The organism is Actinoplanes sp. TFC3 (genome assembly GCF_001553785.1).
Taxonomy (GTDB): Bacteria; Actinomycetota; Actinomycetes; order Mycobacteriales; family Micromonosporaceae; genus Actinoplanes.
Window position 1 is genome coordinate 3,676,220 of record NZ_LOJP01000001.1, and the last position, 25,491, is coordinate 3,701,710.

General features: G+C 71.0%; 19 protein-coding genes. 6 read left to right on the forward strand and 13 right to left on the reverse strand.

Features of this window, described 5'->3' with window-relative positions:
- Positions 1–189: 189 nt before the first annotated feature.
- On the forward strand, positions 190–2,847 hold the full coding sequence (locus TFC3_RS16540; protein ID WP_153040258.1) for a hypothetical protein: 2,658 nt from the start codon (positions 190–192) through the stop codon (positions 2,845–2,847).
- Here the strand turns inward: TFC3_RS16540 and TFC3_RS16545 are convergent.
- The 4 genes from TFC3_RS16545 to TFC3_RS16560 form a co-directional block, all read right to left on the reverse strand.
- The gene (locus TFC3_RS16545; protein ID WP_236718156.1) at positions 2,820–5,192 is read right to left on the reverse strand and encodes a glycogen/starch/alpha-glucan phosphorylase; all 2,373 of its coding nucleotides are present in this window, start codon (positions 5,190–5,192) and stop codon (positions 2,820–2,822) included. The genes TFC3_RS16540 and TFC3_RS16545 overlap by 28 nt on opposite strands.
- Positions 5,193–5,252: 60 nt before the next feature.
- Positions 5,253–5,774, reverse strand: coding sequence for a hypothetical protein (locus tag TFC3_RS16550; protein ID WP_067500653.1), 522 nt, complete (start codon positions 5,772–5,774; stop codon positions 5,253–5,255).
- Between the two features lie 98 nt (positions 5,775–5,872).
- Positions 5,873–7,810, reverse strand: a complete 1,938-nt coding sequence (locus TFC3_RS16555; protein ID WP_067500655.1) for an ATP-binding protein — start codon at positions 7,808–7,810, stop codon at positions 5,873–5,875.
- A 1-nt stretch (position 7,811) separates the two neighbouring features.
- A complete protein-coding gene (locus TFC3_RS16560; RefSeq protein ID WP_067500657.1) occupies positions 7,812–9,434 on the reverse strand; it encodes an ATP-binding protein in 1,623 nt (540 codons plus the stop codon).
- A 300-nt stretch (positions 9,435–9,734) separates the two neighbouring features.
- Here TFC3_RS16560 and TFC3_RS16565 point away from each other — a divergent pair, with 300 nt between their 5' ends.
- The 3 genes from TFC3_RS16565 to TFC3_RS16575 all read left to right on the forward strand — a co-directional run bounded on the left by TFC3_RS16565 (position 9,735) and on the right by TFC3_RS16575 (position 12,679).
- Positions 9,735–10,364 (forward strand): DUF6230 family protein, encoded by a 630-nt coding sequence (locus TFC3_RS16565; RefSeq protein WP_067500659.1) that lies wholly within the window; start codon positions 9,735–9,737, stop codon positions 10,362–10,364.
- Positions 10,365–10,434: 70 nt separating this feature from the next.
- Positions 10,435–11,961: a DUF6114 domain-containing protein gene (locus tag TFC3_RS16570; RefSeq protein ID WP_067500661.1), complete on the forward strand. Its 1,527-nt coding sequence runs from the start codon at positions 10,435–10,437 to the stop codon at positions 11,959–11,961.
- Positions 11,962–11,986: 25 nt separating this feature from the next.
- Positions 11,987–12,679 (forward strand): mechanosensitive ion channel family protein, encoded by a 693-nt coding sequence (locus TFC3_RS16575; protein WP_236718157.1) that lies wholly within the window; start codon positions 11,987–11,989, stop codon positions 12,677–12,679.
- Here the strand turns inward: TFC3_RS16575 and TFC3_RS16580 are convergent.
- The 7 genes from TFC3_RS16580 to TFC3_RS16610 all read right to left on the reverse strand — a co-directional run bounded on the left by TFC3_RS16580 (position 12,676) and on the right by TFC3_RS16610 (position 19,940).
- Positions 12,676–13,068: a DUF1992 domain-containing protein gene (locus TFC3_RS16580; protein ID WP_067500663.1), complete on the reverse strand. Its 393-nt coding sequence runs from the start codon at positions 13,066–13,068 to the stop codon at positions 12,676–12,678. The two genes, TFC3_RS16575 and TFC3_RS16580, sit on opposite strands and share 4 nt — an antisense overlap.
- Before the next feature lie 3 nt (positions 13,069–13,071).
- On the reverse strand, positions 13,072–13,854 hold the full coding sequence (locus TFC3_RS16585) for an isocitrate lyase/phosphoenolpyruvate mutase family protein (protein WP_067500664.1): 783 nt from the start codon (positions 13,852–13,854) through the stop codon (positions 13,072–13,074).
- A gap of 51 nt (positions 13,855–13,905) precedes the next feature.
- On the reverse strand, positions 13,906–14,310 hold the full coding sequence (locus TFC3_RS38750; protein ID WP_067500666.1) for a hypothetical protein: 405 nt from the start codon (positions 14,308–14,310) through the stop codon (positions 13,906–13,908).
- Between the two features lie 476 nt (positions 14,311–14,786).
- A complete protein-coding gene (locus tag TFC3_RS16595; protein WP_067500668.1) occupies positions 14,787–16,376 on the reverse strand; it encodes an ABC transporter ATP-binding protein in 1,590 nt (529 codons plus the stop codon).
- Entirely contained in the window at positions 16,373–17,362 is a 990-nt protein-coding gene (locus TFC3_RS16600) for an ABC transporter permease (RefSeq protein WP_067500670.1), read from the reverse strand. The genes TFC3_RS16595 and TFC3_RS16600 overlap by 4 nt, the downstream gene beginning before the upstream one ends.
- On the reverse strand, positions 17,359–18,249 hold the full coding sequence (locus tag TFC3_RS16605) for an ABC transporter permease (RefSeq protein ID WP_082772103.1): 891 nt from the start codon (positions 18,247–18,249) through the stop codon (positions 17,359–17,361). The genes TFC3_RS16600 and TFC3_RS16605 overlap by 4 nt, the downstream gene beginning before the upstream one ends.
- Positions 18,246–19,940 (reverse strand): ABC transporter substrate-binding protein, encoded by a 1,695-nt coding sequence (locus tag TFC3_RS16610; RefSeq protein WP_067500672.1) that lies wholly within the window; start codon positions 19,938–19,940, stop codon positions 18,246–18,248. The genes TFC3_RS16605 and TFC3_RS16610 overlap by 4 nt, the downstream gene beginning before the upstream one ends.
- Before the next feature lie 133 nt (positions 19,941–20,073).
- On the opposite strand from TFC3_RS16610, the gene TFC3_RS16615 reads away from it, so the two are divergent.
- Positions 20,074–21,123, forward strand: coding sequence for a glutamate-cysteine ligase family protein (locus tag TFC3_RS16615; protein ID WP_236718158.1), 1,050 nt, complete (start codon positions 20,074–20,076; stop codon positions 21,121–21,123).
- A gap of 37 nt (positions 21,124–21,160) precedes the next feature.
- On the opposite strand, the gene TFC3_RS16620 is transcribed toward TFC3_RS16615, so the two are convergent.
- Positions 21,161–22,705, reverse strand: a complete 1,545-nt coding sequence (locus TFC3_RS16620; protein WP_067500674.1) for a serine/threonine-protein kinase — start codon at positions 22,703–22,705, stop codon at positions 21,161–21,163.
- A 92-nt stretch (positions 22,706–22,797) separates the two neighbouring features.
- On the opposite strand from TFC3_RS16620, the gene TFC3_RS16625 reads away from it, so the two are divergent.
- Complete coding sequence (locus tag TFC3_RS16625; protein ID WP_153040259.1) at positions 22,798–23,727, forward strand: DUF6461 domain-containing protein; 930 nt, start codon at positions 22,798–22,800, stop codon at positions 23,725–23,727.
- On the opposite strand, the gene TFC3_RS16630 is transcribed toward TFC3_RS16625, so the two are convergent.
- Positions 23,717–25,405 carry a hypothetical protein gene (locus TFC3_RS16630; RefSeq protein WP_369819678.1) on the reverse strand — a complete coding sequence of 563 codons (1,689 nt, stop codon included), beginning with the start codon at positions 25,403–25,405 and terminating at the stop codon, positions 23,717–23,719. The two genes, TFC3_RS16625 and TFC3_RS16630, sit on opposite strands and share 11 nt — an antisense overlap.
- Positions 25,406–25,491 lie beyond the last annotated feature (86 nt).

Here is a 25,491-nt window from a genome sequence, read left to right on the forward strand (position 1 = left end):
CAACCTCAACAAGCTGACAGGTATGCCTCCAGGTGCCGACCATCCCCTTTCCCTCGCACGTCCACCGTCGCTCGATGCGCCCGGCCATCACGGTGGGGTTCGTCGAGCTGGAGCGGTTCGCGGCCCGGGGAGGTCCAGTGGTGGCCGGCCCGCGCGAAAACCGTTGGACACGGTGGTGATCCTTGACGGGTGAGAGTCAGGGTCGCGCCGCGGGCATCGGAGTGGGTTTTCGCCTCCGGGCCGCGAGTGGCGGGCGCCCCGGTGGCTGTCGGACCGGCCGGCGCCGCCGAGCGGGAACAGGTAGCCGCGCTGGCCGCGCTCGCTCGTCTGGTCGCCGGCGGTGGGGTGGTTGCCGCGGGCGCGGGGGCGGACCTGGGTGGTGGGTTCCAGTCGGGGCGCATCGACGGAGGTACGGGCGACCGCCGCGACGCGGTGCTCGCTGCGCTGGCGGTGCCCGAGTTCGCGGGAAAGCTGGGGCCGCCCGCGGCGTTGCTGGTGGCGTTGTTCGGTCCTGATGCGACCAAGCCGCTCGGGGCTGCCACGCTGGACGCGATCGAGGCTGGCCGGTGGCCGGAGCTGCGGTTTGCGGTGGCGGCCAGTGATCTGCTGGGACCCGAGCAACTGGTGGAACTGCTTCGTGTTCGTACCCCCGCAGGCGTTGATCCTTTTCCGGAGGGCTTCGCCTCGATCGTGGGTGACCATCTCGCGCGGGTGCTGCGGCCGTTGCCCCCGCGGCGGCGGTTGAGCCTGCTGAAAGATCTGTGGCAGGACGTGTGCGAGGCGTTGCAGCGACGGCAGCGGGTCAAGCGGCTGCACCGGTCGCAGGGCCCGGAGGAGTTCGCGGAGCAGCTACAGGATCGCCGCGAGCGGTACGAGGATCTGCTGGCCCAACGCGCGCTCGGCAAGGACGCGACGGTCGGGCAGGCAGCGCTCTGGGCTCCCCCGCGGCTGTTCTGGGAGGGCCGGGTCCTGCGCGCGCTGTACGACGCGCAGGCCGCAACCGTGCTCGCCCGTGTGGCAGTCAGCGCGATCGATCTGGGGGCCGTGGCGGCGGTGGAGAAGCACCGGCACGAGCTGGAGGCGGCCGCCGCGTTGATGAGCAAGCGGGAGTACGGCGACTCGGCCCGGCTGACCGAGGGTCTTCATCCGGCCCGGCCCGGCAACTATGTGCGCGAACTCGTGGAGAAGCCGCGCAAAGAGCTGTTCATCGGCAATCGCCTGCGTGCGGCCCTGATCTATGCGGTCGTCGCGTTCGACCATGCCGCCAACGTGCTGGACGGCTGGCAGTACCGCGGCTTCGTCGACGCCGTCGAGGTGCTGCAGGCGATGCGCGCGCAGAATCTCAAGCAGTGGCGCGAGAAGGTCGGCTACTTCGAGCCGCAGCGGGCACTGACCTGGCCGCGCGAGGACCTTGCCCGGCGCGTTGAGGGACACGAACCGGCGGACGTCGAGAGAATGGGCGATCTGCTGTGGCTGGCCGAACTGGCCGACGCCACCGCGCAGCTGCGGGGGCGCGACCAGGCGGACATCGAGCACCACCCGGACACGATCGCCGGGCAGACCGAGCTGCAAGCGAGAGTGCCGGAATCGGTGGCGCTGCTGGCCGCGCGGGCCGCCCAGCTGGCGGAGATCGGCGGCACGGTGCCGGGTAAGCCGCGGACCTGGGCCGGCCTGGTCGGCGGGCTGCAGGCCGGTGCCGCCGCGGCCGAGGCGCAGATCGAGGCGTTCACGGTGGCCGAGGTGCTGCAGCGCGCGGACGAGACGGTGCTGCCGGGCTCGGACGCGCGCATCGAGGTGGCCCGGAAGGCGACCGATCTGGCGGCGTGGGCCGGATACATGGGCAACTGCATCAGCGGTGAGTACTACGTCAAGCGGGCCATGCGCGGGGACATCGGTCTGCTCGCGTTGCGCGGTGCCGACGACGCGATCCTGGCGAACGCTTGTCTGCGGGCTACCGGGAAGGGCTGGCGGCTGGAGGAGCTGAAGGCGCGGTTCAACGCCGATGCCGACCCGGCGCTGGCGCAGGCGGTCCGGGACTGGGTGCGAGCTTTGGACGTACCGGAAAAGGAGCTGGACGAGGACAGCACGCCGCAACCGCCGCAGTCGCGCCGGCGCAAACCTCAGCTTGCGGTCGAGTGGGGTGAGATCGACGTGCGGGTGGATCCGGCGTTGAGCGCCCTGATCGAGGCGCCGGCGACCGCTGCGGCTCTGGTGGCGTTGCGCCGGGCGGCTCCCGCCACGATCGAGCGCGGCGTGCGGGCGGCTTTGCGCGATCCGCGGACGGCCCAGCGGTTGTGGGTGGCGACGGCGCATCGGCCCCTTGCGGCCGCGATTGCGGACAAGCCTGATCCGGTACGTCCCAAGCTCGCCCCGCTGCTGCACGACGAACCCCTGCCCGCCGCCCTGCGCAAACTCGCCCGCCTGCCCGAGGTGGGCGCGGCCCGCACCGCCCACCTGGTGGCTCTCCGGGTCCGCGCGGCCCTCGGCACCCTGCTGCGAGCCGACGACCCCGCCCTGGCCGCCGCCCACCCGCACGGCCCGTTGCTGCGCGCCGCCGCCCTGGCCGTGACCTCGTGGGGCGGGCTGCCCGGCGGCGCACCCGTCACCGCCATCGCGGCCCGCCGCCGGGTCCGGCTGCCCGGTTATCCCGTCTCGTCGCTGCGGGACGAGATGTGGCAGGGGGCGTGGCCGGACGCGATTGAGCTGGGCGGAGTACCCGATGGCTTCTGGGACCGGATCGCCGCGCACGGGCTGATCCTGCCGTCGTCATGGCTGCCCACCACCGATGGATGGCCCGCGCTGTGGGCCCGTTCGGCGCGTCAGACCTTCCAGATCTCGCGGCGGTAGTCGGCGATGGTGCGGTCGGCGGAGAAGAAACCGCTGCGGGCGGTGTTGAGGATCGACCTGCGGGTCCACCGGTCGCGGTCCTGCCAGGCCCGCGCCACCTCGTCCTGGCAGTCCACGTAGGCGCGGTAGTCGGCCAGTGTCAGGTATTCGTCGCGGTTGAGCAGGTCGTCGGCGATCTCGGACAGCTCGCCGGCGGCCACGAAGTCGACGGCCTCGCGCAGTTCGTCGTCGCGTTCGTAGTAGTCGCGGGGCCGGTAGCCCGCCGCGCGCACCACGGCGACCTGGTCGACGTCCAGGCCGAACAGGAAGAAGTTGTCAGCGCCGACACGCTCGCGGATCTCCACGTTCGCACCGTCCAGGGTGCCGATGGTCACCGCGCCGTTGAGCGCGAGCTTCATGTTGCTGGTGCCCGAGGCTTCCTTGCCGGCCAGCGAGATCTGCTCGGACAGGTCGGCCGCCGGGATGATCAGCTCGGCGTTGCTGACGTTGTAGTTGGGCAGGAACACCACTTTGACGTACGAACTGATCGCGGCGTCCCGGTTGACCAGGTCGGCGACCGTGTTGGCCAGGTGCATGATGCGCTTGGCCGCGTGGTAGGCCGGGGCTGCCTTGCCGCCGAAGACAACCGAGCGTGGCACCAGCGCGCCCGTGTCGCCGCGCCGGACCCGGTTGGCGATCGTGATGACGTGCAGCACGCGCAGGAGCTGGCGCTTGTACTCGTGGAACCGTTTGATCATCACGTCGGCCATGGCGTCGGGGTCCAGCAGCACGCCGGTGCACGCGCGGGCGTACCGGGCGAGGTCTTTCTTGTTGGCCCGCTTGGCCTCGCGCCAGCTCTCGCAGAAGCTTGCGTCGTCGGCGGCCGGTTCCAGCTCGCTGAGCTGGTCGAGGCGGGTCAGCCAGGAATCGCTCCTGACCCGTCTGGTGATCAGAGCGCCGAGCCTCGGGTTGGCGAGCAGCAGGAAGCGGCGCGGCGACACCCCGTTGGTGACGTTGTGGAAGCGGTCGGGCCACAGCTCGGCCAGCGGTCGCAGGGTTGTCCCGGCGAGCAGCTTCGAGTGCAGCTCGGCGACCCCGTTCACCGCGCGGCTGCCCACGACCGCGAGGTGCGCCATCCGGACCCGGCGTTCGGGTTCCTCCTGGATGATCGAGAGCTCGCGCAGCTTGCCGGCGTCACCGGGGTAACGCTCGGCCACCTCCTGCAGAAAATGGTGGTTGATCAGGTAGATGATCTCAAGGTGCCGGGGCAGCAGCCGTTCGAACAGCGTGACGGGCCACGTCTCCAGGGCTTCGGGCAGAAGCGTGTGACACGTGTACGCGAAGGTGGCGCGCACGGTCTCCCACGCACGCTCCCAGCCGAGTTGTTCCTCGTCCACCAGCATGCGCATCAGCTCGGCGATCGCCAGCACCGGGTGGGTGTCGTTGAGCTGGATGGTCACCTTGTCGGCGAAGGCGTCCCAGCCGGTGTTGCGCAGCCGATAGCGGCGCACGATGTCGCGCAGCGAGCAGGCCACCAGGAAATACTGCTGTTTGAGGCGCAGCTCGCGGCCCCGCTCGGTGCTGTCGTCGGGGTACAGCACCTTGCTGATGTTCTCCGACTCGACAATGCCCGCCACCGCCTCGGCGTACTGGCCGGCGCCGAAGCGGGACAGGTCGAACGAGGCGCGGCTGGACCGGGCGCGCCAGAGCCGGATCAGGTTGACGGTGCCGGTGCCGTAGCCGGGCACGAGCATGTGGCTGGGCTCGCCGAGCACCAGCTCCCCCGGCGCCCACAGGCCGTCCTCCACGTGGCCGTAAAAGCCGACCGGCACCTGGTCGTCCGGGTTCGGGAACTCCCACGGGTTGCCGTAGAACGCCCAGTCGTCCGGCCCCTCGACCTGTGCACCGTCCGCGAAGGTCTGCTTGAAGATGCCGAAGTCGTAGCGGATGCCGTAGCCGACCGCGGGCACGTCGGCGGCGGCCATGGCGTCGAGCAGGCAGGCCGCCAGCCGGCCCAGCCCGCCGTTGCCCAGCCCCGGCTCCACGTCCAGGTTCTCCAGCGTTTCCGCGTCGGCTCCGAGCTTCTCCAGCGCCGCCCGGGCGTCGTCGAGCAGCCCCGCGTACACCAGGTTCTGCGGGAGCTGGCGGCCCAGCATGTACTCGGCCGACAGGTAGTAGACGAACCGCGGGTTGGCCTCGTAGTGCCGGGCAGCCGTGCTCATGAACCGGTCCACCAGCCGGTCCCGCACGGTGAACGCGAGGGCCTGGTAGATGTCCTGCGCACTGGCCGACTCGCGGGTGGTGCCCCGCTGATGGGCGAGGTTGCGCAGCAGGTCCCGTTCGAACCGCTCAGCCGTGTCCGTCACGCCGCCAGTAAACACCCGAAGTCCGCAACGCGCGGGATCCTTCCCGATGAACGCATCGTTTCAGTCGTCGCTGGGCTCGGAGCTGTGCTCGGTCTCCGGCTCGTCTGAGTGCTCGGGCTCGACGGACGGCGACGGCTCGACGGACGGCGACGGCTTGACCGATGGGGTCGGCTTGACGCTCGGGGTGGGCTTGACCTTCACCTTGCCGGAGGCGGCAACCCGCGAGGCGATCCAGCCATCGGCGGTGCTGCGGCCGGTCAAGTCGATCTTGTACCCGGCAGCGATGTCGGCCACGGTGCCCCGGCGCCCGTTGACCCGCACGGACGCGTCATCCGCAACCGACACGGTGATGGTCTGCTTGCGCACGTTCTTGGTGCCGCTGCGGACGTACAGGGTGACGCTCGTGGCATCCACCGCCGTGACCTGCCCGGAAGCCGTGAACTTCGCCGCCTTGTTCTTGGTGCCGTGCGAGCTGTGCTGCGACGCGACGGCGGCCGGGGGAGCCGAGGCGAACGCGGCGGTGGTCAGGGCGGGCACGGCGATCGCAGCCGCGGTGAGCGCGGCGACAACGGTCCGGCGCATGGGCGTAACTCCTCGGTTCGGGGAGTGCCTACGCTGCGCCCCGCTGAGTGCAAGACGGGTGCGATCCCGGGTGCACGACGGTTGCGGGGGAAGCTGGCTCAGGCGGTTACCGGGACGGCGATGAGCGGCAGCATCACCGTGAACGTGCTGCCCTGGTCGAGCTGGGATTGCGCGGTGACCGTGCCGCCGTGCTCCGTCATGATGGTGCGCACGATCGCCAGGCCCAGCCCGGGGCCCTGCACCGCCTGGTCCATCGCGTTGCCGGCCCGGTGGAACGGGGTGAACAGCCCGGACAGATCGCCGGGCGGGATGCCGATGCCGGTGTCGGTGACCGTGAGCACCGCCTTGCCGGCGTCCACGGCCACGCGGTAGGTGGCGTGCCCGCCCGCGCCGGTGAACTTCATCGCGTTGTCGAACAGGTTGCGCAGGGCTCGTTCCAGGCGGCGGGGGTCGCCGAGCACCCAGGCCGGTGCGGTGCTGCCGGTCAGGGTTATGTCGCGGCCCTCGGCCACCGGCACGAACTCGGTGTGCAGGGCGGTCACCACGGCGGCCAGGTCCACCGGCACCGGCTCGGCCAGCGGGCTCCGGCCGATGGTGCCGCTGGCCTTGTCCAGCAGCAGCAGGTCGGCAACCGTGGCTTGCAGGCGGTGGGCGTTGCGCAGGATCGCCGATACGCCGCGCTGCTGCATCGCGCTCAGTTCGCCGCCGTCGCCGTCGCTGAGCATCTCGGTGTAGCCCAGGATGCTGGTCAGCGGGGTGCGCAGCTCGTGCGTCACGGTCGACACGAACACGTCCTTGCGCTCGTCGAGGGCACGCAGCTCGCCGATCAGCCGGGTCTGGCGGTCGTGCAGGCGGCGCTGGCGCACGGCGTGGTCGATCTCGCGGGCCAGCGTGACCAGCAGGCGGCGGTCGTCGTCGCTCCACGGCCGGTCGTCGTGGCGGGCCACGTACAGCAGCCCCGGCGGGCATTCGCTATCACCGGGCAGGGGCACTGCGACCGCGCCCTGCACGTGCGGCACGATCTGGAAGGTGCCGGGTTCGCCGGCAAGAACATCGTGGACGGTACGCTCGGACAGCGACGGCACCGTCTGTGGCCAGCGCGCACTCAGGCTGCGCGTGGCGTCCAGGCTGACCCGCCCGTGCACCGCGCCGGCCCCGAGCGCCTCACCGATCATGGCCGCCACCCGCCGCCCCGTCGCACCCGGGTCACCCGCGTCGCGCAGCGCGACGGCCACGGCCTGGCGCAGGTCGGTGCGCAGCAGCCGGGCCCGGTCGGCGGTGTGCAGGCGCTCGGTCTCGGCGGCCAGGTGGTTGAGGGTGCCGATCACCGAGCGAAGTTCGGCTGGCCCGGCGGGCACCGCGCGCGCCGACAACTCGCCCGCGGCGAGGCGCTGCAGGGTGCGCCGGATGTGGTCCAGCGGCGCCAGCAGCATCCGGCGGCTCCACAGGGCCAGCAGCATGGTCGCGACGAGCAGGAGGACGCCCAGTGATTCGAACATCACCTCGGACAGGCGCTGCTCGCGGCGGCCGGCGGCGGCGGTGCGCGTCTGCAGGGCCTGGATGGCGTTGTCGACGGCGGCGTTGTCGGCGCGGATGCGGTCGAACAGGTCCTTGCCGCGGCGGGTCAGCGGGTACTCCGGGTCGGCCACCCCGGCGTTGACGATCGGGGTGGCGTAGGAGTACAGCCATTGCGACGCCGCCGTGCGTTCCTGCTTGAGCAGCCGCAGCACCTCGGGATCGGAGCTCTGGGTGGCCACCCGGTCGAAGGCGGTGAACGCGCCGACGCGGCCTTTGTCGTACGGCTCCAGGAAGTCCTTGTGCCCGGTCAGCTGGAACCCCCGCACCCCGGTCTCTGCGTCGGTCATGTGCTGCAGCGCCGCGACGTTGGCGTCGTGCGCTTCCTCCAGGCGCTGCGCCCGCGCGGTCCGGCGTTCCTGCATGCGGTCGCCGGCCACCACCTGGGTGACGACGTAGCCGAGGAACAGCAGGATCAGGACGACGAAACCGGCGTGCAGCCGGCGCCCAACCGAGCCCACCTCATGCCTCCGACACCGGGGCGTCGGGGACGGTGAAGGCGACGGTGGTACCGCCGCCGGGCGCCTCGGTGGCCCAGATCCGGCCGCCGTGGCGTTCCACGATGCGCTGGCAGGTCGACAGTCCGACGCCGTAGCCGGGCTGGTCGCCGTCGATCTGGGTGAACATGTCGAACACCCGCTGACGCTCCGGCTTGGGGATGCCGATGCCGTTGTCGGTGACCGTGACCAGCCAGCCGCCGGTGGTCGCCTCGGCCGCCACGCTGATGCGGCACGGGCGGCCGGGATGGCGGTACTTGACCGCGTTGCCGATGAGGTTCTGCAGTAGCTGGCGGATCAGCGTCGGGTCCACCGCGAGAACCGGCAGCCCGGACGCGACGCTGACCTCGGCCCCGGCGTCGCGCACGGTGTCCCGCAGGTCCATCAGCGCCTGGTCGGCCACCTCACCGAGGTCGGCCTTGGCCCGGCGGCACGGCGTGGAACCGGCCCGCGCGTAGTCCAGCAGCGCCTCGATCAGGCCCTGCACCCGGCCCACCGCACGCCCGGCCGAGGAGATCCACTTGAGCGCCTGATCGTCCAGGTCGTCGCGGTAGTTGTCGGCAAGCAGCTCCAGGTATCCGCTGATCACGGCCAGCGGGGCGGCGAGGTCGTGGCTGACCACGCCGGCGAACTGCTCGAGTTCCTGGTTCGAGCGGCGCAGCTCGATCAGGGCCCGCTCCAGGGCCTCGCGGCGCTGGCGGTCCGCACTCACGTCGGTCATCGCGACCACCGCGCCCAGCGCCTGCCCGTCCGCCCCGGTCAGCGCGCGCCCGTCGGCCACCACGTGCACCGGGCGGCGCCCCTGCGGCTGAATGATCATCTCGGCGTTGCGTACGGTGCCGCCCCGCAGCGCGCGCAGCAGCGGAATCTCGTCCTCCGGCAGCGGCGTGGTCCCGTCGGTGCGAAACAGCCGGTAGCGGCTGGAGAAGTCGCCCGGATCGATCGAGGGGTCGGCGTCGAGGCCGTGCCAGTCGCGGCTGGCCCGGTTGAACAGGGTGAGGTGCCCGGAGGGGTCGGCGGCGGCCACAGCCACGTCGATGGTCTCCAGCACCGCGTCGGTGAACTGCTGGCGCGCGTCGGCCTCGAGGAAGAGCCGGGCGTTGATCCGCGACTGCCGGCGGCGCTCGAACAACGCGAGGATCACCTGCGCCAGATCTTTGAGCCGCTCGATCTGCCCGTCGCTGAGCTCACGCGGCTGCGAGTCGAACACGCACAGCGTGCCCAGCGCGTGGCCCTTGGGTGTGATCAGCGGCGCGGAGGCGTAGAAGCGCACGTCGGCGAGCAGCCCGGTCACCCACGGGTTGGCCTGGTACGTGGGGTCCTGGCTCGCATCGCGGGTGTAGGCCACCTTGCCGCTCTCGAACCGGATCGCGCACATGGAATCCGAGCGCGCCGAGATGCCGCCGTCGAACCCGGTGGTCGTCAACTGGCACTGGCGCTTCTCGTCGATCAGGTTCAGCGTCGCGGTGGGCACCCCGGCCACCATCGCGGCGACCCGCACCACGGCCGCGAGTTCGTCGTCGGCAGGCGCGTCGAGCAGGTGGTACTCATGCAGCGCCGCGAGTCGCTCTGCCTCCCGCTCATCCACATGACCTATTTCGGCACGGTGCGCCCCAATCTGAACCTGTGAGCTCCCTGAAGGTCGTTATCCATTCGTTACCTTCGACCGACGACCACTTGTGGTGATCGTCACACGGTGGCTTGCCAGGCGAAATCCGCACTATGCCAGAATTGCCAAGCGCCGATGTAACGCTGGGTAGTTCGATCTTGTTTCGGGAACGTTACCGGCCGGTAGCGCAGGCCCTTGTTCCTACTGGCGGGTAGGAGCAACATTTCCCGCACATCGCCGCCGCTGTCGCGCGCCGGCGCAGAGCCGGGAGGAAAATCGGTGGAGCAAGAGCAAGGCGATCCGGCGTACGGTCGCACGAACTGGCGCCGCTTCGCGGTAGCCACGGCGGTACCCGGGGCGGTGATCGCCGGCCTGGTCATCGGGATGGCCAACGGGGCGTTCGCGGCCTCGTTCGCGGTGTCCGGCAAGTCGTTCAAGATCTCCGCCGACCAGCTCGACGGCACCGGCTTCTCGCAGTACGGCGGCACCGTGGAGACCGTCGACGGCAAGCAGATCCCGGTCGCCATCTCCGGCATCAAGAGCGGGGACCTGACCAACCTGTGCCAATCGGTACGCGTACCCGGTGCCCCGGTGTCGCTGACCATCCGGGCCGGGCGCGAGGCCGGCAAGCCCGCCAGCGCCACCGACCTGCTGATCGGCGTCAGCGAGCTCAGCGGTGATGCCACGTTCACCAACATCAACATCGGTCAGGACGCCTCCACGCTGGGCAAGGGTGGCAAGGCGGCGCACGGCGAGGCCGGCATGTTCGGTCAGGAAGCCGACCACGTCGTCATCGACGGCCTGCGCCAGACGGCGGTGTCCACGACCGCCGGCACGTTCACCCTCAACGGGCTCAACCTCAAGATCAACCTGCCGGGCTCGAACGGCCAGCCCGCGGAGTGCTTCTGATGCACGCGTGCGGCCCGCAGCCCGGCAAGGTTGCGGGCCGCTGCGCGTGCGGTCCACGGAAAGGACGTACGTGAAGATCACCTGGGCGGGCTTCCGCCGGTGGCGGCGCACCCGGCCGTTCTGGGGCGGGCTCCTGCTGCTGCTCGCGGGTCTGGAGCTGTTCGCCAGCGCCAACCAGACGATCGGCGACCTCGAAGTGCACTTCGGGCCCGAGGGCTTCCTGTCGTACCTGCTGCCGGTGCTGCTGGTGCTCAGTGGGGTGCTGACCTGGGTGACGCCCGCGCAACGGCTGTTCTACGGCATCCTCGGCCTGCTGACCGCTGTGTACTCGCTGATCGGGCTCAACTTCGGCGGCTTCGTGCTCGGCATGCTGCTCGGCATCCTCGGCGGTGCGCTGGTGCTGGCCTGGGCGCCACGCCGCACTCCCCCGCCCACGGCCCCGGCCGCCGCCGCTGACGCCAGTCACGACAGCGACAAGCCGGTCGCCTCGCACCTGCCCTACGGCGCTCCCCAGCAGTCGTCCCCGGAGATCGTTCCCGGTCTGCAGCCGGGCGTCGGCGACACGCAGGAGATCAAGACCGCAAAACCGGTGCACCGTAAGGCCTTCGTGCTGGTGTTCGTGCCGCTCGCGGTGACCGCTGCGGTGCTGCTGGCCGGCGCCCGGGTTCCGGCCAGCGCCGACGAGAAGTGCCCGGAGGGGCTGCCGTCGCGCTCGGCCGGCGCCGCGCCGCCCCGGGCCAGGAAACTGGCCTCCCCCAAGGTCACCCACAAGACCCCGGCGGCCAAGAACCCGAACGCGGCGCCGCGCACCACCTCGCCCACCCCTTCCCCGCCGGACTCGTCCGATGACGCCGAGGAGGGCGACGCAAGCCCCGGCACCTCCGCAGGATCCCTGGCCGATGGCCTGCACGACCTCGTTGACGGCGTCACCGGCATCATCGAGGGCCCCGGCCCGTCATCCCCGGCCTCCGCCGGCCCGTCCCCCTCCGTCTCCGCCGCGCCGGTTCCGTCCGAGCCTTCGGCACCGCCGTCGACCGCGCCGTCGACCGCGCCGTCCGCCGGGCAGCCGTCGTCCTCGGTCCAGCCGCCGTCGTCACCGCCGTCCGCCCAGCCGTCCCCCTCGGCCGGCACCGATGGCATCCCCTGCCTCGGCCCGCGGGTGTTCAAGCAGGCCGGCGCCGACGACGTACCGATGGTCGCGGTCAAACCCGCAGTCCTCGAAACCGACAAGCTCACCCTGTACGACTCCACCTACGACGGGGTGGTCGACCTGCGGACGGCAACCGGCACCATGGCGGCGTTGAAGTTCAGCATGAACAAGGCGGTGAACGAGCCGTTCAAGCTCAGCGTTGCCGAGGCCGGGGCGCACACCACGCTGATCACCAGCAAGAAGCTGGTCACCGACGGCACCGTGCGCTTCTACACCCCGAAGATGCAGGGCAAGTTGTTCGGCGTGATCCCGGTGACGTTCACCCCGCAGCAGCCGCCGCCGCTGACCTTGCCGGTGCTGTGGTTCACCGATGTGCGCATCGACCTGGCATTCATCCGCTGCGACGCGCTGAACGCGGACCCGCTGGACCTCTCCGAAAAGGCATGACCCGGGTGGGCACTACAGTGCGGGCGTGAACTCACTGCGGTTGCTGGAGCAGCACGTACGACCGGACTTCCGCAAGGCCGTGGCCTTCGGCCTGCTCGCCCTCGCCGCGTTGATCACCGGCACTCAGGTCGGTGGGGTCACCTCCCCGTCACTGCGCTCACGGCTGATCGCCTACGGCTGCGCGCTGGTCATCGCCGTCGCCGGGTTCATCGCCAGCCGCACCGCCGCCCGCGAGGTGCACCGGGTCTCGCTGGCCCGCGCGGGCACCTCGGCGGCCAGCCCGCTGCGGCTGATGACGCTGCTCGGCGGTTACCTGCTCACCCTGTTCACCGTGCTGGACATGGTGGGCGTCGGGCTCGAACGTTTCCTGGTCGGCGGCGCGGTCACCGGCGTCATCCTGGGCCTGGCCGCGCAGCCGGTGCTGGGCAACCTGTTCGCAGGCCTGGTGCTGATGTTCGCCCGCCCGTACGTGCCGGGTCAGCAGATCCGGGTCATGTCGGGGGCGATCAACGGCCTGCTGACCGGGGTGATCGTCTCCGCCGGGCTGCTCTACACCGTGCTGGACACCGAGGACGGCCCGCTCAACATCCCCAACTCGGTGCTCATGGGTTCGGCCGTCGGACCCGCGCCGGTCGAGTCCGACCCGGAACCCGAGCAGGAGCCGGCCGCACCGGACTCCCCGCCGCCGGCCGGGGCCGCTGCAGCAGCCGTCGCTTAGGAGCGCCGGCGGCGTTCCCGCCAGCCGCGTACCACCTTGTCGGCGTCGAGCGGGGGCAGGAGCACCGGCGGGCCGTCGAGCAGCCCGGCGCGAGCCTTGCGCAGTTGCTCGTTCAAGGCTGCGACGTAGGAGCGTACCTCTTGCTCGGTGTGCCGTTTGTCGATGGTTTCCTGCAGGTCCTCGGCCTCGCGGCGCACGGCCAGGGTGGGTGGCAGCGCCCCGGCGCTCGCCCCCTCACGGCGCAGCCAGTCCTGAACCCACCAGTCCTCGGTGTACTCCTGGCCGTGGTCGCTCAGCGGCTTGCCGGTGCCGGGCAGATCGTCGAACTGCCCCTGCTCCTGGGCCTCCCGGATCTTGCGGTCGATGTGCGATTCGTACCAGTACGCCATGACTCAGTCTCCATCGGGCGCCAGCCCGTTGATCTGGTGGTAACCGGGCAGCCCACCGGGCGCCGGCTCGCCGCGCACCACCGCTCGGGCGAGGGTGACCGCCGCGTCCAGCGCCGCCCGGAACAGTAGCGAGCCGGTGCTCACCCGGGCCACCCCCAGATCGGCCAGCCGCGGCACGGTCATCCCCGGCAGCAGCAGGACGTTGAGCGGCGCCTCGATCTCGCGGGCCACCGTGCGGATCCGGTCGGCGCCGTTGAGCCCCGGGACGAACACCCCGTCCGCGCCCGCCGCCACATAGGTCTCCAGCCGTGACAGGGTCACGTGCAGCGGCGGCGGTTCCCCGTCGGCGAGCCAGTGGGTGTCCGTGCGCGCGTTCACGAACAGCCCCGGCACCTGCGCTTTCACCGCGCTGATCAGCTCGGCGTGCGCAGCCACCGGGACCATCGAGCCGTCGGCGCGCCCGTCCTCGATGTTGACCCCGGCCGCGCCCGCCTCGGCGAGTTCGGCGCACAGATCCGCCACGTCGTCCGGGTCGCCACCGAAGCCGCCCTCGATGTCCACGGTGAGCAGCACGGGCAGCGGCGCGAGCCGGCGGACCAGCGCGATCGTCTCGGCCCGCCCGAGGCCCTGAGCGTCGGGCAGCCCGTGCGCGGCGGCCACACCCAGGCTGGTGGTGCCGACCGCCGCGAAGCCGGCCGAGACCAGAATTGCCGCGGAGGCGACGTCCCAGGCGTTGGGCAGCACGAGCGGGTCGCCGGCGCGGTGCAAGGCAAAAAAATCGGCCATACCGTCACCGTAGGCAGATCAGGCTTCGGTCCTCAACGAAGAGTTCCGCTCCTACCACCCCCGGATGCGCGGCCAATACCCCTCGATCACCGCAGAACCGGTCGAAGCGCGCACGTGGTATCCGTCATGCTGGGCCGTCGTGGCGCAAGCGTGGTTGGGCAGGATCCGCACGCGGGCGCCGACCGGCAGGCCGGGCAAGGGCTCTGTGCTGCCGTCCCGCAGGGCGAGAGTGCCATGCTCCTGCGAGGCGTCGCGCATGAGCAGATCCGGGTACGGTGTGCCGTCCAGCGCCGTCACGAGCCCGTAGCCCTGGTCCATGGGCTGGCGGGATGTGCCGCGGTCGCGCGAGGTGGCCATCCAGCCGCCGTCGGTCATGATCCAGCCGCGCTCCGGCCGGTGGCCGATGACGGTGACGACCACCCTCTTCCGCAATGTCTCGGCGGCGCCCACAGCCACCGCGCGCTCCTTCTCCGCGGCCGCTTCCAGTGCTTGCGGGGTGCAGGCAAAATAGGATTCCCCCGCGTGCACGAGAATGCCGGCAGGGTCCCTGAGCGCCGCGGCGACGTTGAGCAGTCGGGGTCATCCGGCAGCAATCCGCCCCGGTGGCCGTCACAGTCAATTTCAACAAGCGCCCGCATTCCCACCGCGGCCACCGCTTCGGCTTGTTCGACGCTGTCCACCAGAAGCGTGAGCCGGTCCTTGAGCTTGCCTGCGGCGTGGACACCGTAATCGGACCGGGCTGCTCCGGATGAAGAAGACGCGCGATGTCGAGCGATTTCGTTGTCTTCACGTGCGGCCGCAATGGACCGTCGAGCCGGCCGCGCAGCCGGGCGATATTGGCCTCGGCGGTGGTGTCTGGTCATCTCCATCGACGACGGGGTGCAACTCCCGCTGGTGCAGGTCATGCACCCCTGCACCAGCTCAAAGAGCCCTCACCGAGCCACAGACCGCCGCTCAGCCCGCCTCCTGCGCGCCTCCACCGGATCCGCCACCGGCACCGCGGCCAGCAGCTCTTTCGTATAAGCGTGCTGCGGCTGCTCCCACACCTGGGCCACGTCGCCCAGCTCCACCACCCGTCCCGAGTGCAGCACCGCCACCCGGTCCGCGATCTGCCGCAGCACCGCCAGGTCGTGGGTCACGAACACCATGGTCAGCCCGCGTTCGCGGCGGATGTCCTCCAGCAGGGCCAGCACCTGGGCCTGCGTGGTCACATCCAGTGATGACACCGGCTCGTCGCACACGATCAGCCGGGGGTCCGGGGCCAGGGCCCGGGCGATGCCGACGCGCTGACGCATGCCGCCGGACAGCTGGTGGGGGTAGCGGGAGTACAGCGACCGGCTCAGCCCCACCCGTACGAGCAGCTCCTCGACCTTGATCCTCGGGGCTGTCATCCCTTGCAGCCGCAGCGGATCGGCGATGCTCTCCCCGATGGTGCGCCGGGGGTTGAGCGAGGACAGCGGGTCCTGGAAGACCATCTGCACCGAGCGGCCACGGCGCCGGGTGATCGGAACGCCGTCGAAGGTGATCGAGCCGGATGTGGGTGGGATCAGGCCGACCATCATGCGGGCCAGGGTGGTCTTGCCGGTACCGCTCTCCCCCACGATGCCCAGGGTTTCGCCGGCGCGGACGTCCAGGGTGATGCCGTCGACCGCCTTGACCGGCTCCAAGCGGCGCAAGCCTCGGCGGCGGGTCTGCGGGAAGTGCTTGCGGACCTCGGCAACCCGCAGCAACGGCGGGGAGGAGATCGGGCGGGCGGCAGACGGCTGGGGGCTGGCGGCCAGCAATTCGCGGGTGTACGGCTCCCGCGGCGTCACCAGCACCTGATCGGTGGGCCCGGACTCGACGGCCACGCCTGCGCGCATGACGATCACATCGTCGGTGGCGCCGGCTACGACACCCAGGTCGTGGCTGATCAGCAGCAGGGCCGTGCCGGTGGTGGTGCGGACCTCGTCGAGCAGGTCCAGGATCTGCGCCTGCACCGTCACGTCCAGCGCGGTGGTGGGTTCGTCGGCGACGATCAGCCGGGGGCGGCAGGACAGGGCCATCGCGATCAAGGCGCGCTGGCGCATGCCGCCGGAGAACTGATGGGGGTACGCATCAGCGCGGCGCTCGGGATCGGGAATGTGGACCTGAGCGAGGACCTCGATCGCGCGGGCCCTCGCTTCCTTCTTGGATGCGCCGGTGTGCAGGCGGTACACCTCGGCGATCTGGTCGCCTACGCGGTGGAACGGGCTCAGGGCGGTGAGCGGCTCCTGGAACACCATGGCAATGCCGGCGCCGCGGATCGCTCGGAGCCGGTCATCGGTTGCCTTGGTGATGTCCAGGCCGTCGAATGCGATCGTGCCGTCGATGGTGGCCCGGGTGTGCAGACCGAGCAGGGCCAGCGCGGTGGCGCTCTTGCCCGAGCCGGATTCCCCCACGATGCCCAGGGCGCCCCCCGGCTCGAGGTCGAAGGACAGCCCGTCGACCGCGGGGGTGTCGCCGAAGGTGATGCACAGGTCTCGTACCGACAGCAGGGTCATCTGATCTGGACTCTCGGGTCGATGGCCGCATAGAGCAGGTCGGCGATGGCGTTGGCCACCACGACCAGGAAACCGGTCAGCAGGGTGACGCCGACGACCACCGGGAGGTCGATCTGGTTGACCGCCCCGACCAGTAGCTGACCGACACCGGGCAGACCGAACATGGTCTCGGTGAGCACCGCGCTGGCCATGATGGCGGCCAGGTCGATAGCGGTCAGCGTGACCAGGGGAACCAGCGCTCCCCGCAGGGCGCGGCTGCGGATGATGCGTCGTTCGGGCAGGCCGTACGCCCGGGCGGTGCGCACGTAGTCCTCGGCGAGCGTCTGCTGCACCCCGGCCCGGGTGAGGCGCGCGTACCCGGCGGATTGGATCACGGCCAGGGCTGTCCAGGGCAGCAGCAGGTTCTGGGCCCAGGCCAGTGGATCGGTGGTCAGCGGCACGTACTGCGGGAACGGCAGCCATTGCAGGCGGACGCAGAACAGCAGCAAGAGGAACAGCCCGATCAGGAAGACCGGCACCGCGTAACCGGCCAGGATCAGGCCGTTGACCACGCGGTCGAGGAAGCGGAAGCGGCGCAGGCCCGAGAGCAGCCCGGCGCCGATGCCGATGGCCAGCGACAGGATTTCGGCGCCGATGGCCAGCGAGGCCGACACGGGCAGCCGATCGGCGAGCAGCTTGGTCACCGGCTGGTCGGTTTCGAAGGAGTAGCCCAGACACGGCGCCGGGCAGTGCCGCACGTCGGGGCCGGCCGGGAAGTCACGCCCGGCGACCAGGCCCTGCAGGAAGTGGCCGTACTGGGCGACCGGGGACTCGTCGAGGCCCATGGCGGCGTGCACCTGGGCCAGGCGTTCCGGGGTGCAGCCCTTGCCGCAGGTGAGCACGGCCGGGTCGCGCGGGGCGAGGTAGAACAGCGCGTACACGATGACGGACAGGCCGAAGAGCACGAGCAGGGCACCGGCGACGCGGCGCAGGACGTAGCCGATCATCGCAGGACCTCACTCTGCCGGGGGTCGATCACGCGGCGCACGCCGTTGGCGACGAGCATGAACGCCAGCAGGGTGAGAAACAGCAGCCCGCCGGGCAGGAACACGTACATGGGGTCGGCGCGGAACCAGGTGGTCGCACTGGACAGCATCTGACCCCAGGACGGGGTGGGTGGGCGCACGCCGACGCCGAGGAAGGACAGGCCGGCTTCGGTGATCATGTTGCTGGGCAGCACCAGCGCGGCGTAGGTGAGCACGGGCGCGGCCAGGCCGGGCAGGATCTCGCGGCGGGCCACCCGCCACGGGCCGGCCCCGGAGACCTGGGCGGCGGCCACGTAGTCGCGGGTCTTGAGCGACAGGGTCTCGCCGCGGGTGATGCGCGCGGTGCCACCCCATTGCAGCAGCGCGATGACCACGGCCAGCAGCAGCGGGCGCGGCCAGTTCTGCGGGACGATGGCCAGCAGCGCGATCGCCAGCACCAGGCTGGGGAACGCCAGGGTCAGGTCGGTGAGGCGGCTGAGCGCGGCGTCGGCGTACCGGCCGCCGAGCCCCGCCGCGACGCCGACACCCACGCCGATGAGCAGTTGCAGTGCCAGCGCTGACAAGGCGACGCCGAGCGAGACCCGAGCGCCATAGACCACACGGGCGAACAGGTCGCGGCCGGTGCCCGGTTCGACGCCGAGCCAGTGCTCACCGCTGATGCCGCCGAACCGGCCGATCGGCACGCCGCCGCGGGCGGAGTCGAGCAGCTCGTTGTGGAACGTCGTGGGGTCCTGCCCGGCGAGCTTGGTGAGCAGCGGCGCGAAGACTGCGATGAGGATCATGATGCCCGCGATGACCGCGCCGGTGGCGAAGGCGCGGTCATCGAACAGACGGCGCAGCAGGGTCACTTGACGGAGACCCTCGACAGGTCGTACTGCCCGCGCCAGCCGTCCGGCACGGCGTTCTTGACGTTCCTGCCGAACAGGTTGACGTCCTTCTCGTGGGTCAGCGGGATGACCAGCGCGAGCTTGCCGAGCTTGGCGTCCAGCGCCCCCCAGCGGGCCTGCGCGGCGGCCGGGTCCGTGAGCGCGTTGATGGCGTCGATCTCGCTGTTGACCGCCGGGTCGTTGTACTGCGCGAGGTTGAAGTTGCCACCCGCGGTGATGATCTGCCGGCCGTCGAAGATCGGGATGAGGAACGGGCCGCCGGAGGGCCAGTCGGCACCCCACGTGCTCAGCGCCAGGGCGGGCTGGGTGGCGGGCTTGCCGATCACGTCGCGGTAGGTGGCGGTCTCGATGGCGTTGAGCGTGACGGTGACGCCGGCCTGCTTGAAGGCATCCTGCACGGCGGCGGCGACCTTGGGACCGATGCCCTCGGAGTCGTCGTTCCCGTGCGACAACTCGATGCTCAGGTTGCTCTGCCCGGCCGCGGCGAGCAGTTCCTTGGCCTTGGCCGCGTTGCCCGCGTCGCCGGCCGGGAAGTAGTCGTAGGGCGTGTAGCCCAGCGCCTTCTGCGGGGGCAGGAACGTGGTCGACGGTCCGGCCACCGCGCTGCCACCCAGGGCATTGACAACCGAGGTGCGATTGATGGCGTACGACAAAGCCTGCCGTACCCGCTCGTCATCGAACGGTTTCTTGCTCGTGTTGAAAGCCAGGTACGTGGTCGACGGGAACTCACCCCGTGCCACCTGCTTGTCCAGCGGCCCGCCGTTGCCGAGCTGGGCGAGCTGTTCGGGGCCTACGTTGGCGTCGGTGGTGGTCGCGTTCGCGTCGGCTCCGGCACCGGCCTGCAACCGCTGGTTGATCACGGCCGAGTCGAGCCCCGCGGTGACCTCGATGCGGTCCGGGCACGCGTAGCGCAGGGTGTCCGAGGTGCGGCTCCAGTGCGGGTTGCGTACCAGATTCAGGGTCTTCTTGGGCTCGTAGCTCTCGACCATGTACGGCCCGGAGGAGACCGGGTGCTTCTCGTAGTCCGCGCCCTTGTCCTTGGCCTTGGGCACCGGCGCGAACTGCGTCGCCGTGGCCAGGTACGGGAAGTCACCCTCGGGCTTGCTCAGCTTGAAGATGATCGTCTTGTCGTCGGGCGTCTCGATGCTCGTGATGCCCTCGGGCTGCTTGTACGGCCCCTGGTAGTCCGCCGCACCGGTCAGCCAGTCGCGCAGGTACGGCGCGCCGCCGGGCAGCTCGGGGGCGAACGAGCGCTCGATGCCGTACTTCACGTCGCCCGCGGTGATCGGCGAGCCGTCCTCGAAGAAGATGTCGCTGCGCAGCTTGTACGTCCACGTCTTCGCGCCGTCCGAGGGCGTGCCCAGGTCGGTGGCCAGGTCGGGTGCGGGCTTGGCGCCGGCTTCCCCGGCCTGGCGGTTGCGGGTGGTCAGCGTGCGGAACAGCAGCGACGGGATGTTGCCCCCGCCGGAGGTGTACAGCCGCGCCGGGTCGAGGTGGGTGATGCCGCTCTGGTTGAGCACCGGCAGCGTGCCGCCCTGGCAGGTGGCCGGGTCGAAGGCCGCGGTCGAGGTCTCGTTGCCGCCGCCTTGGCACGCCGCGAGCGCACCGGCCAGCAGGGTGAGGGCGAACGTTATCGGCAGGGTTCTGCGCATGACTGTCCTCGGGTCGTATCGGTGATGACCGATGCTCACCCTACTCAGCGGATCGACCATGATCCAGCATCCCCCCATGGCCTATTGGTTTGGTAGGGTTTACCATCCGGCCGCATCGACGCGAGGAAAACCCATGCTCACGCTGACCGAGAACAAGGCCCGTACGCTGCTCGAAGACGCCGCGTTCGCCCCCGCACGGCCCGGTTTCGTGGGCGTCGAGGTGGACCTGCTGCTGGCCAGCCCGGGGTTGCCCGCCCCGCTGGTGTCCACGCTGACCGAGGGTGTCTCACCGTTGCGCCATGGTTACCTGGCGGCGCACTCGGCGCGCGTGGCCGTGGTCAGCGGGCCGCCATCGCCGGGTCTGGACGTGGCGCTCATCCGGATGGGTGAAGATCTGCCGCTGCCCTTGCCGCTGCTCGCCGGTCACGACCTGGCAGTGCTGTCGGAGGCCGCCGACGAATCCCCCGCACTGGCCGGGACCGCCGGGGTGCGGGTCAGCCTGGAGACCGGGCTCGACGAGGACGGCCTGCTGGGGCTGCGGCGCCGGTGGACGCTGGCTCACGCGCTGGCCCCGGTGCTGGCGGCGGCGTTCGCGAACTCGCCGCTGCGGCGCGGGCGGCCGACCGGCTGGCGGTCGACGCGCCAGGCGCTGCGCGCGCTGAACCCGGTGCTGGGCGATCCGCGCTCGGACTGGGCGGACACCGTGCTCGACGCCCCGGTGGCCGGCACCGCGATCACCTTCCGCGCCTGGACCCGCGCCGCCGACCGGCCCACCTGCGAGGACCTGATGCGCCACACGGCCACGGTCCGCCCGCCGATCGCCGCGCGCGGGCATCTGGAGATCGACGTCGCCGACCGTCAGCCGGGGGCGGGCTGGCGGGTGCCGGCCGCGGTGATCACGGCGTTGCTCGACGAACCCCGGGCGGCGGTGCAGGCGCTCAACGCCACGGCGGCGCTGGCCGGTCAGCATCGGCTGTGGGAGCGGGCGGCGCGCGAGGGGCTCAGCGACCCGGTGCTCGCTCGGGCGGCGCGGCTGTGTTTCGTGGCGGCGTACGAGGGCCTGACCCGGCAAGGGATCTCGCGTGAGGTGCGCGACGCGGTCGCGGCGTTCACCGACCGCTACGTGATGCGCGGGCGCTGCCCGGCCGACGACGTGCTGGACCGCGCGGCCGCCCCGCATTGAAGGGTTGAGGGCGGCGAGGGCCGGGATGGCGCACGGACTACTTCTTCGGCCGGAAGCTGGCGAAGATCAGCTTGAGGTCGCTCTGGCCGTCGGCCCAGTCGCTCTCGCGGGTCGACCAGTAGATGCCGTAGGCCTGCTTGTTCGAGGTGATCACCCCGCGGTTGTTGACGTGGCGCCGGGTGCCGCCGGAGACAAAGGAGTATTCCCAGTCGGCCGCCTTGACGAAGTACTTGACCTCGGCGATCTTGATTTTCCGGTACGCCGGGAAGTCGCCGCTGCCGACCCGCGCGTCGGACTTGCCCTCCCAATCGGCCACCGGGTCCCACTGCGGCTTGGTTGTCTGGTCGATGCCGAGCACGTGGCCCTTGCCGTCGCGGAAGTAGATCATGCCCTTGGCGGTGGTGCCCTCCTCCTTGGTCCGCGTCCAGCCCTCGGGCACGTACAGGGCGAACCCGGTCGGATCCCGGTAGTCCCGCCAGCCCGACGGCAGCTTGGGCAGACTGCTGCTCGCCTCGGGCTTCGCGGTTGTCGGCTTGACCGTTGGCTGGGTCGTCGGCGGCGGCGTGGAGGAGGAGGAGGAGGAGGAGGGAGCCGGCGCCGGCGTCGTGGTGGTGGCAGTAGCTACGGGCGGTGGCACCGCCTTGTTCTGCGGTCTGCCGTCAGGCGACAGCGTGACGAAGGCAACCGCTCCCCCGGCGGCCAGCACCGCCGCGGTGGCTCCGGCCGCAATCAAGGGGGTAAGCCGGGAGCGCGCCGGTGCGGGCGGGGTCACCACGGCCCGCAGCCGGCGCCGGGTCTCCGCCGCGTCGATCCGCTGGGCCGGGTCCTTGCGCAGCAACCCGTCCAGCACCGGCCTGAGCGCCCCGGCCTGCTGCGGCGGGGCCGGTTCGTCGGCGGCCAGCGCGGTCAGCGTGCCGATCGCCGTGCCCTTCTGGTACGGCGGCCGGCCCTCCACCGCCGCGTACAGGGTGGCGCCCAGCGACCACAGGTCGGAAGCCGGTTCGGCGGTGCCGTCGCGGGCCCGCTCGGGTGACATGTACTGCGGGGAGCCCAGCACCAGCTCCGAGCTGGTGGTGACCACGCTGTCACCCTCGATCGAGGCGATGCCGAAGTCGGTGAGCACGATGCGCCCGTCGGTGCCCAGCAGCACGTTCGCGGGCTTGACGTCGCGGTGACGCACCCCGGCGCGGTGCGCGGCCTCCAGCGCGTCGAGCACCTCCAGACCCAGCAGCGCAGCCCAGCGCGGTTCGAGGGGGCCGTCCTCGCTGATCACTTCCTGCAGCGAGCGCGACTCTACGTACTCCATGACGATCCACGCGTGGTCGTCGTTCTCCACCACGTCGAAGACCTGGACCACGTTGCGGTGGCTGAGCCGGGCCGCCGCCCGCGCCTCCTGCACCATGCGCCGGTGCACGGCGTCGCGCTCGGCGGCAACCAAGTCGTGGGGCAGCACGATCTCCTTGACCGCCACATCGCGTTGCAGCAGCTCGTCGCGCGCCTTCCAGACCCGGCCCATCCCGCCGGCGCCCAGCTCGTCCCCGAGCCGGTAACGCCCGGCTACCTCGATCGGCCCGGCACTCATGCCCGCCGATATACCCCAGCCACGCCGGTATGGAACTTGTCCCGGGAATTGGCGCAGCGCCGGCCCTGCGACCCGCGGTTATGCTTCTGCGCGTGGATGATCTGGACTACGCCCGCAAGCGCGTGGCCGAGTTCGGCCCGGCGTTCACCCTGACCTGGGTGAAGGGGGTCGACGAGCAGGCGGCGCTGCGGCGCATGGGCGCCTACCCGGACACCCTCGAAGTGCGCGAGCCGGGCACGCACGCCGCTGCCTTGCCGCTGGGAGCCTGGACGCTGGTCATCGAGCCCGGTGGCCGTGCGGGCGGCGATCATGTCCTGCTGGAGGCGGTCTCGCGCGAGACCGAGGCGATATCGCTGCTGCGAGACGACAAGGCAACCCCACGATTTACCTACGCCCGCAGCGGTCGCACCGAGGTCGCCTTCGACCCGGCGTACCCGTCACCCGAGCTGACCTGGGGTGCCGAGCCGAACCTGCTGGACCACCTGATGCACGCGCTGAACCTGCGGGAGCCGGACAGCGAGGACGACGATTCGTGGCGCGACGCCGAGGCCAAGGCGCTGGTGCTGGCTCAGCGGCTGACCAATGTGCGAGTGCCGGCGGGGGCTTTGGACGTACCGCGGATGTCTGCTGTTCTTGAGCCTTGGTTTGTTGGCGGGGTTCGGCCCGGGGATCTGCTTCGCCTGCGCACGCCGGTGGACGCCTCCCCCGCCGACAAGCGCCAGACCGCGGTCTCGCTTCTCCACCGCCTCGCCATCGAAATGGATATTTCCGATCTGGACCTGGATTCCGATGCAGGTGGATCGGAGCCAGGTGAGGCGGGCTCTGTCTTTGGGCCGGTGAATCCGGAGTCGGCGTTGGGGCGGCGGGCCCGGGAGTGGCTGGCGGACCCGCTGACCTACGGCGATTTCACCACGGCGTTGCGCGGCGTGCTCGATCCGGACCCCGATGTGGCGCTGCGGGCGGCGTTGCGCCCGTTGAATCCGGACGAGCGCGCCGCCGTACTGGCAAAGCTCACCGCATGATCGCGCACTGAGCCGGCTGCCACACCAGCACGTCCTGCACCTGGGTGGGCAGCCCGTACAACTGATCGGCCAGCCCGCGCAGCGCCGTTGATTTCAGATCAGCGCGCATCACCACGGCCGACACGTCCCACCGGCGCACATCGGCACACGCGGCGCGGCGCTGCTCAGCGGTCACGGCCGGGACCTGCTGGGTACGTATCGCCTCGACGGCCATCGTGGTGGTGGCCGACACGGTCGCCGGGCCCATCTGACCGGCACCGCCGGGTCCGGGACCCAGGAAGTAGCCCTCGGGCACGGCGAACTCGTGCTGCGCCCAGGCACTCCAGCTCAGCGTGTCGCGGCCCACCCAGTTGCTCGGCAGCGGCAACGGCAGCATGGCCCGGCCCGGCGGCACATAGCTGTGCCACGCCCCGGACGTGATGAACGTGGGCGGCCGTTGCTCGGGCATCGCCGGCACCGGGGTGGGAATGAGCGGGATCAGCGCTGCCGCGATCAGGATCCGGCGCACCGGGCGGTCGCGGCCCCGCCGGTCCCAGCCGATCGCGAGCAGCACAGCGAACGCGCCGGCCACCGCGTACGTCAGCCGGCTCGGCATCATCATGTCGAGCACCGGCACCGCTTCCTCGAGGAACGCCAGCGGGCCCGGCACCCCGGTGAGCTGGCCGGCGAAGCGGATCTCCTGGCCCAGCGACAGCACGGCGAACACGAGGGTCACCACGAGAGCGATCCGGGTCACCATCTGCCGCCAGGTCAGCACGCCCAGCAGGATCACGGCCAGCACGAGCGGCCACCCGAACCAGCTGTTCTGCTCGGTCCGCCCGACAACCGCCTCGCTCGCCGCATCCCCGGCCAGGCTGTCGCGCGGGAACGTCAGCCACGCCAGCGGGTCCTCACCCCAGGTGTTGAACATCGGCACACCCCGGAAAGAGCCAGGACCGGCGAACTGAAACCACAAGGGGTACGCACACAGCACCCCCGCCACCCCAGCCGTAACCGCCAACGCCCGCAGGAAATCCGCTCGCCGCTTCGGCAGGCGCACCAGCACGATCACCGCACAAGCCAGGGCAGTGACCAGCAACATCTCCTCGTTGATGAACAACTGCCAGGTCACCAGCAGCCCCAGAACCAGCCCGTCACGCATCCAGCGACCGGCACACCCGAGCCGGGCAGCGCCGGCCACGATCAGCGGGAGCAGGAAGTTCGACACGAAGTTGGGCTGACCGTTCGCGTGGTGCACCACCCCGGGCGCGAACCCGGCGAACGCTCCCGCCACCGCGGCGGCCATTGGCGAGCGAACCACATAGCGGCGCAGCACCCAGTAGGTTGTCGCCGCCGTCGCTGCCATCGCCCCGGCCAGCCACACCAGGTACATCACCCGCGGCCCGGCCAGCATGGTCAACGGCGCCAGCGGGATCGTGACGCCCAGCACCGAGGTGTTGGCCATCATGTTCACGCCGTCGGGCACGTTCTGCTGCGCCGAGAACAGCGGGTTGCCGAGGTGCCGCACGGTGTACGCGCCGTGCGAGAGCAGCCACTCGAACCAGGTGTGATCGGTGGGCAGGTGGCTGGAGACGCGGCCGTTGGGATCCCCGAGGTAGCGGCCGATCACCACGAGCGCCAGGGTGACATAGCCGGCCAGCACCGCCAGGTCGGTACGTACCAGACGCCACCGCAGCATCCGGCCGCCCGCGAGCACTGCCGCCTGCACCTTCTCCTCGATCACGCCGACCGGTAAGGGCGGCGTCGCAGCCACGTACGCCCGCA

What these genes read in the sequence shown, in the direction of transcription:
- TFC3_RS16550 (WP_067500653.1), bottom strand. Translation starts at nt 5,774, where the DNA reads ATGCGCCGGACCGTTGTCGCCGCGCTCACCGCGGCTGCGATCGCCGTG.
- TFC3_RS16580 (WP_067500663.1), bottom strand. Translation starts at nt 13,068, where the DNA reads ATGGCGTACTGGTACGAATCGCACATCGACCGCAAGATCCGGGAGGCC.
- TFC3_RS16585 (WP_067500664.1), bottom strand. Translation starts at nt 13,854, where the DNA reads ATGGCCGATTTTTTTGCCTTGCACCGCGCCGGCGACCCGCTCGTGCTG.
- TFC3_RS16595 (WP_067500668.1), bottom strand. Translation starts at nt 16,376, where the DNA reads ATGACCCTGCTGTCGGTACGAGACCTGTGCATCACCTTCGGCGACACC.
- TFC3_RS16600 (WP_067500670.1), bottom strand. Translation starts at nt 17,362, where the DNA reads ATGATCGGCTACGTCCTGCGCCGCGTCGCCGGTGCCCTGCTCGTGCTC.
- TFC3_RS16610 (WP_067500672.1), bottom strand. Translation starts at nt 19,940, where the DNA reads ATGCGCAGAACCCTGCCGATAACGTTCGCCCTCACCCTGCTGGCCGGT.
- TFC3_RS16615 (WP_236718158.1), top strand. Translation starts at nt 20,074, where the DNA reads ATGCTCACGCTGACCGAGAACAAGGCCCGTACGCTGCTCGAAGACGCC.
- TFC3_RS16620 (WP_067500674.1), bottom strand. Translation starts at nt 22,705, where the DNA reads ATGAGTGCCGGGCCGATCGAGGTAGCCGGGCGTTACCGGCTCGGGGAC.
- TFC3_RS16630 (WP_369819678.1), bottom strand. Translation starts at nt 25,405, where the DNA reads ATGCTGCGGTGGCGTCTGGTACGTACCGACCTGGCGGTGCTGGCCGGC.